General features: G+C 61.1%; 5 protein-coding genes and 1 pseudogene. 1 reads left to right on the top strand and 5 read right to left on the bottom strand.

Translation table 11 applies throughout. The annotated features are described in order from the left end of the window. The first annotated feature begins 21 nt into the window (after window positions 1-21). Window positions 22-1,689, top strand: a complete 1,668-nt coding sequence (gene tnpC, locus HNO88_RS20090; RefSeq protein ID WP_184250104.1) for an IS66 family transposase — start codon at window positions 22-24, stop codon at window positions 1,687-1,689. A gap of 33 nt (window positions 1,690-1,722) precedes the next feature. Here tnpC and HNO88_RS20095 read toward each other — a convergent pair whose 3' ends face one another. The 5 genes and pseudogenes from HNO88_RS20095 to HNO88_RS20115 form a co-directional block, all read right to left on the bottom strand. Next, complete coding sequence (locus HNO88_RS20095) at window positions 1,723-2,061, bottom strand: hypothetical protein (protein ID WP_184250108.1); 339 nt, start codon at window positions 2,059-2,061, stop codon at window positions 1,723-1,725. Between the two features lie 219 nt (window positions 2,062-2,280). Further along, window positions 2,281-2,478: a hypothetical protein gene (locus HNO88_RS20100; RefSeq protein ID WP_184250111.1), complete on the bottom strand. Its 198-nt coding sequence runs from the start codon at window positions 2,476-2,478 to the stop codon at window positions 2,281-2,283. 123 nt (window positions 2,479-2,601) lie between these two features. Then, on the bottom strand, window positions 2,602-2,754 hold the full coding sequence (locus HNO88_RS20105) for a hypothetical protein (RefSeq protein WP_184250114.1): 153 nt from the start codon (window positions 2,752-2,754) through the stop codon (window positions 2,602-2,604). Window positions 2,755-5,265: 2,511 nt separating this feature from the next. Continuing rightward, a pseudogene (locus HNO88_RS20110) lies at window positions 5,266-6,022 on the bottom strand (transposase family protein); the annotation flags it as partial. Between the two features lie 892 nt (window positions 6,023-6,914). Beyond that, window positions 6,915-7,108, bottom strand: a 194-nt coding sequence (locus HNO88_RS20115; RefSeq protein ID WP_184250117.1) for a transposase, incomplete at its 5' end; no start/stop codon positions are given.

The following is a 7,108-nucleotide window of genomic DNA, read 5'->3' on the forward strand; positions in this document are numbered from 1 at the left end:
GGGCGCGTGCTATGAAAGGGCATGGCCGCAAGCGACGCACCTGACGAGCGTGAGCAGCTTCATGCTGAGCTCGCTACCGTTCGCGAGCAAGCTGCCACAGTCCAGGCCGAGGTCCTCGAAGCCCAGGCTGAGCTGGCCAAGGTGCGGGCGATCAATGCCGATCTGCTGGCCCGCAACGCCTATCTCGAGCTGATCAATCAAAAGCTGCGCCGTGAAAAATACGGCGCAAGCTCGGAGCGCAGCCGGCGCCTGCTCGACCAGCTGGAGCTGACGTTCGAGGAGCTGGAGGCAAACGCCAGCGAGGCCGAGCTTCTGGGCCGAATCGCGGCGGCAAAGACCACCACGGTCGCGGCTTTCACCCGCAAGCGGAGCACGCGCCGGGAGTTCCCTGCCGATCTGCCGCGCGAGAGGGTCGTGATCCCTGCGCCCGAAACCTGCCCATGCTGCGGCTCGGACGATCTGAGCCACTTGCCCGCGGACGTCACCGAGACGCTCGAGCGCGTGCCGGCGCGCCACAAAGTGATCCAGACCGTGCGGGAAAAGGTCTCCTGCCGCCGCTGCGACAAGATCAGCCAGCCTCCGGCGCCATTCCACGTTACCCCGCGCGGGATGTTCGGTCCGCACTTCCTGGCAAACCTTGCCTTCCAGAAATACGGGCTGCATCAGCCTCTCAACAGCCAGCGTGACCGCCTCGAGAGAGAGGGCATCCCCTTGAGCCTCTCGACGCTGGCGGATCAGATCGGGGCGATCTGCGTGGCGGTAAAGCCGCTGTTCTTGCTCCTGGAAGCCCACGCGCTTGCGGCAGACCGGCTGCACGCCGACGACACCACGGTACCGCTGCTCGCCAAGCACAAGGCCGAGGTAGCGCGGATCTGGGATTATATCCGCGACGATCGGCCGTTTGGCGGGCCGGCTCCGCCGGTGGCGCTGTGCTACTACTCGCGCAATCGCAAGGGCGAGCATCCTCGGGCACATCTGGCTGGCTACAGCGGGATCCTCCAGGTCGACAGGTTTGCCGGCTTCAACGAGCTGTTCCGCGACGGCCGAAGCGAGCAGCCGATGACGCGCGCAAACTGCTGGGCACATGGCCGCCGGGAGTTCTTCAAGCTTGTCGACATCAAGCAGCAGACAAAGCGCAAGAACGGTGCGGCGCCGCTCGTCTCTCCCTTGGCAGCCGAGGCGCTGGTCATAATCGATCGGCTCTTTGCCATCGAGCGCGACATCAGCGGCAAGCCTGCCGCCGAGCGGCTTGCCGTTCGCCAGGAGCGATCCGCGCCCATCGTCGCCAAGCTGGAGACCTGGATGCACACGACACGCGCCAGCCTCTCGTGCCACGATGCTGTTGCCAAGGCGATTGCCTACTTCCTCAACGACTGGGAAGGCTTCACCACCTTACTCGCCGACGGTCGGATCTGCCTGACGAACAACTCGGCCGAGCGCGAGCTTCGTGCCGTGGCCCGGGGCAGGAAGGCTTGGCTGTTCGTCGGCTCGGACCGCGGCGGCGAGCGGGCCGCCATCATGTTCAGTCTGTTTGGAACCGCGCGGCTCAACGACGTCGATCCGCTCGCCTGGTTCAGCGATGTCCTCGATCGCATCGCCGACATCCCGCAGACCCGACTACACGAGCTTCTCCCCTGGCACTGGAAGGCTGCGCAGACTCTCGAGCAGGCTCCGGAGCTCGCCGCCTAAACAGGCATCTATGTCGTGACCTGATCGCGGCCTCTATCGGATGCGTACGATGGAGTTCCAGATCAGGTCTCTTATCTGAGGCCTGCCAAACTCGGGGGGCGCATGCCCGAGAGCGGGGCCGGTGGCTTGTGGGCCGGCTGCCGTCCTCGCGACTTGTTGATGTATGACGAGCTTGGGATCGGCGTAGCCAAGAACGAAATAGCCTTTGGCCTCGATAGATCGGAGCGCCGTCAGGTTCTGGTCTGCTGCCTCATCAAAGCTTGCCGTGGACAGCAAGTACCATGGGCCGAGTCGCTCAGGCAGTCGAGCCCCGCGCTTGTTGCGACTGAGAGCTTGAAGTCCCGCTTCGCCAACAAAAAGCCATGTCTTCATGGTCGCCTCCTGTTACGGCCACTACATGCGCCAACATGGAAAGGAACGCTAGTCTGCTTTGAGTAGACAGTACGTGACCAGGCGCCATGTGCCTCATTTTGCTACAGTTCCCTGAGTATCATCAAGCGCCGGTCCGATCATTACCTGCCAGCAAGCGGTGCGTGTACGGACTACGGCACGCGCTGCGCGGACTTCCGCCCGGTAAGCGCTCGCCAAGAGCTAACGAAACGACCCGAAGTATGGCAGCGCGAGCGCACTAGCGAACAGCACGCTGGTAACAATTGCGCCAAAGCCAAGCAACTGCACGAGGCGACTCAGTCCGGGCCCGAAAACACGGAAAATGACCTTGCCGATGACGAGCAACACCAAGCCGAGCATCGCCAAGACGAATACATACTCCCGATCGCCTAATTTCATCATTGCTCCCTAGAATAGCTGCTGTCGGCGTGCCCCCTCCTCCGCGTCTGTGCGAGTTTGCGGATTCCTTGTAGGGGAAGAACCAACGGATCACCCTCGTTCCAAAGGTAAGTTGTCCGCAGCTCACAGGTTCCAGATCGTTACCGCTATGATCACGAGAGCCAGGGTGCCGAGAAGCACTCGGCCGTACGTGCTCATCATCTGGTCGGCGTAGAGCACGTCGATTATGGCTATGGCACCGGCAAGCACGAAGGTCACCGCCCAGCCAGTCAGCATTATTCTTGAGGCATCATCTAGACGCTACCATCGCCGCCCTGAGCTGCTTCCTCAGCAACGGTCCGTTGAGGTGCATCCCCACGTTCGAGTAGCCCTCGCGTGTTAGCTGCCGCTCGAGCTCTACCAACTCACGAAACTTCCCGCTGCTGGCGAGTTCAAAAGCGCGGGTGACGATACCCTCCGTCAAGGTGCGCTCCCGCCAAGAGGGCTGATTGTCGACCTATCCAGGAGCATGCCAACACAACTGAACTCGGGCGCCCGCAAAGGAAGTCCGTGCTGACGCTCTGACCTTTCAGCGTTCAGACAGCCCTCAAGTTCGACGTAGGCTTGGTAGTCCATCCATCGTAGACCAACCGAAATTCCAAAGCATGCTGCAACTGATCCAGCCGCAATACCGAACAGTGACGCGTATCTAATAAGGACAGACCGAACCATCTCTGGCCGCTCAATAATGTCGTGTGTTCTCACTTCGCTCAAAGTTCAACATCCCTCAAGCTGCAAAGCGGACGCCAATTCACGTCTACGCGTTTGCCTGGTTCACCTTCAGCCATGATGCACCCTGAGCCCGCTTGTATGGCGCCATGGCGCCTTCAAGCATAGCGCCTTCACTGCCCTGCGACCAGATGCTCTGCGCCTCATCTAGCGCCTGAGCCGTGTCAAAGATCCACGTATTATCGACCAGCTGGACGCAGCTCGTCTCGTGGCACCGCGGCTGTGCTCGCGCGATCTCCAAGTGTCAGCAGAACCCTGCTCTTACCAAGCCTGCCAGCCATACCTTGCGCTCGTCAGCGGCGTCTCCGTGCCCCCTGCCCGCCAGTGCGCCTCAGCCATGCAGTCGAACAGGTGCAGCCTGCCAGCTACTCCAACCGCACGCTAACTGCGCTCAATCTAGTGCTTGGTTGCTGACGGCTTCCCGGCCAACGCCACTTCACCGTCTACGAACAAGTTTTCCCCAGGTTGCTCCCCTATGAGCATGAGGTGGTGCAGGCTGAGGTCCGCGGCTTCATGTCGAGTGCCGTTGCGTGACCAGCGGCGTTGTTTGCCGTCGAGCCTGCGAAAGTAGAGGCAGTGCAAGCCATTCCACTTTCGCTCTTCAAGCGTTCCCCCTCAGGCACGATGCCGTTCCAGTCACGGGCGAGCTGGCAGAGGGTGGTCATCGCCGACCTCCTTGCTTCCGCGCAATGCCCACGAGGCGCTGCCGCTCCTGCCGGAGAGACTTGTACCCCATCGCAGTAGGCCGCTTTCGCATAGGCCGTCCACACGTCTTGCGGCTTGAACGGATGATGATGCCAAGAAATTGGCTTGCCGCCCTGAGAACCTCCTTACAGGTCTCGTTGGTCAGGGCAGGTTCAGCGTCGACGCGATGCTCCTGCAGGTGCTTATGTGAGTGCGCAATAGGCTACATGCAATAGTCATCGCTAGTACCATGTGACGATAAAACAGCTCCTCTTCTGGCTGTCCAACATTGAGCGAGGACATACTGATAGCGCTGTGCATGTCTCACATCTTTATTATCATTCACGTAGTCGTCAGTCGCAGTCTGGCGTGGGCACTCGGGATGGATGTCCCCAAGCCGTTTCTTCACCGCTACCAAGAGGCATGCCCGATTGTGACGACTTCTTTTCGAGGGATCAATCAAAGATCAGCTGCCCGTCGAGATCAAGTTCGACCTTGGGTAGGTCGGCAAGAGCCTGATCCGCGATCGGACCGGCTCCATTCGGGAGAAGGCCTAACGCGCGCACGACTCCGTGCTCGACAGCGTTCAGGTGCGCTTCGACAAGCTGCAGGTACGAGCCCCCGCCCAGCCGAGCCGATCTTTTGCGGCAAGGTCAAAGCCTAAAGAGCCGATGTCGCATATGCAGCCCAAACGATGGCGAGACTCTGGTTGAGGAAATAGCAAAGGCAATGTGGAACACGCAGCTCGCTACAGACTCCGACTGGGATCGGGAGGTGTGGCAGGAGGCCTCGCCCTCTTGGCAGTAGCGGATGTGCGAGTTGGCCGCGGCGAGCTCGGACGCCATCAAGGCGAAGATGGCTGAACCTCAGTAAGGCAGGTTCACCTCAGCCGAGAACGTCGGCGCTGTAGCATTGAGCCACAGGATGCCGCCGGTGTCGTCATCAGTCTCGTTCGTCGCTCACATACCTCATCGTCGTCCCAGCGTGCGAAGTGTAGCTCGTATGGGAAATCTGGGTTGGGACGGCCGCTTACCAACCCGATCGGCACGGCAAGCAGCACCCGGTCGCCGTTGAAAAGCCGCGCCGCGCTGCGGCCCGGAAGCTGCTGCCAATCGTGCGCCACTCCCATTCTCCTTTGCGCTTGTCCGGCGAAATGCCTAGGTGAGCCGCAGCCGCATCCCCTGATGCCAATCCGATTGCGGCTAGGGTCGGCGACGCTCCCCCGCGGCGCCGGCCCGCTCTGGCTCTGACGTCGACGGATTCATCTTCCTCCACAAAGCGATGTTAGCTTTAGGCCGTGGCCTCTTTGATCGTGCGGTTCATTCGTTCGACCTAACCGTTGTTCCAAGGATGGCGTGGCTTGGTGAGGCGGTTTTCGACGTCGAGGTCGGCGCAAACCAGTTCAAAGGAACGGCAGCGAAAGGAAAGATTCTGTGGTCGCATTGCATTGATGTCTTTTTGCGTCCGGCCGTCGCCGGTTGGGTCGGTGAAGTGCGTTTCCATTCTCGGTAAGCACCGTATGGATCCGGTACGGCACAGCGGCTGCCAGGTGGCGCAGTGAGTCACTGGCTACCTGGCGAGTGGCCTCCTCGTGCAGCTCTACGGACGCGAACTTAGACGTTCGATCAATTGCCACAAGCGGGTAGAGCTTGCCTTGCTCGGTTCGCACCTCAGCCGGATCAACGTGGAAGTAGCCGATGGGGTAGGCCTCGAACATCGCCCGCACCGGCCTGTCGCCATCGACATCGGGCAACCGGCTGATGCCATGACGTTGCAGGCAGCGATGCAGGCAGGAGCGTGTCAGATGTGGGATGGTCTCCTGTAGCGCGTAAAGGCAGTCATCCAGCGGCAGCAGCGTGTGGTACCGGAACGCCACCACGACTGCTTCCTCCTCAATCGTCAGCGTTATGAACCTGGGCTCCTTTGGCTTGGTCCGTACGTCGGCAGTCGAGGACCGCTTCTTCCACCCGGCGATCGTCTTCTGATTGACGCCATGGCGCTTGGCCAGCGCTCTCAGGCTCTCTTGAATATGCCGTGTCGCTCGACGCACTGCTTCAGTCGTTCTGGCGCTCCCGTGGAGTACCTGCCACAAGGTGCTTCCTTCCACTCGATCGTGGATATTGCACCATTATCGCCTTGATCTGGCCCCCATGTCACCGAACAATCTCAGAACGTTGCAACCTGAGCCGGCCGAAACTCGCGGGTGAGTGCATCTTTCGAAAGGCTACTCCGTCCAGGATGTCACAGGCAAGGTGGTCGATCATGAGCTAGGAGCCAATGTGCGAGCCGGTGCAGCGGCCGAACATGCGGTTCTTGGCGATCGAGAGGGAGGAGCAGCAGGCATCCGGAGTTCCGCGCCCGCGAAATGCTGGTGCGTCAGCGCGCCCATTTGACCAATGCGATCCGGGGACACCTCTCACCGAGAGTGGCCGGCTGGCACCGAAGGGCCCGTCGCACGTGGCGATGCTCCGGCCTGCTCGAAGATGAGATTGGCTCGTCCGTTCCTGACGCAGCCAGAACGATGTTTCGCACGATGCTCGAACTTCCGGGTAAGCTGAACGACAGGATTGGTGATCCCGACAAGGAGATCGCACGGCGAGCACGCGAGCACGCGAGGATGCGATTGCGCTGCGGGTCATGACGATCTCTGGGGTGGGGCCGATTACTCTGCCCCGCCTGGCACCGCCAGCAGAGACCTTTACCGAGGGCCGCGACTGCGCCGCCTGGGTCGGCCTGGCGTCTCGGCAGCTGTCGACGGAGGCAAACAGAAGCTGGGCTCGATGACGAAGATGGGCGAGCGAACGCTCGGGCGCTTGCTCATCATCAGGAGCAGCGCGGTCGTGCTGCAGGCGAGCAGACGCGGCGCTCCGGCGTGCTCACGGGTCGAGCAGTTGCTGCCCAGCAAAGTCACGCATACTGGTCACCGTCGCGCTCGCCAACAAAATAACGCAGATCATATGTGCGGTGCTCATCAAGGGAGAGGGTTACAAAGCTCCGGTCGCAGCTGCGGCGTAAGCCGAGGCGAGCTGGGCCGTGTTGACAAAGTTCGGCAACCACTTGCGGATTGCAGCCAGGTTCAGGAGGCTGGCGAATGACAGGGCGGTTTTGTCGTATCGGGAGGCGATGCGGCGGAACTGCTTAAGATGGCCGAACATGCGCTCGATGCGGTTGCGGTCAC

It is taken from the genome of Novosphingobium chloroacetimidivorans (assembly GCF_014204535.1).
Lineage (GTDB): Bacteria > Pseudomonadota > Alphaproteobacteria > Sphingomonadales > Sphingomonadaceae > Novosphingobium > Novosphingobium chloroacetimidivorans.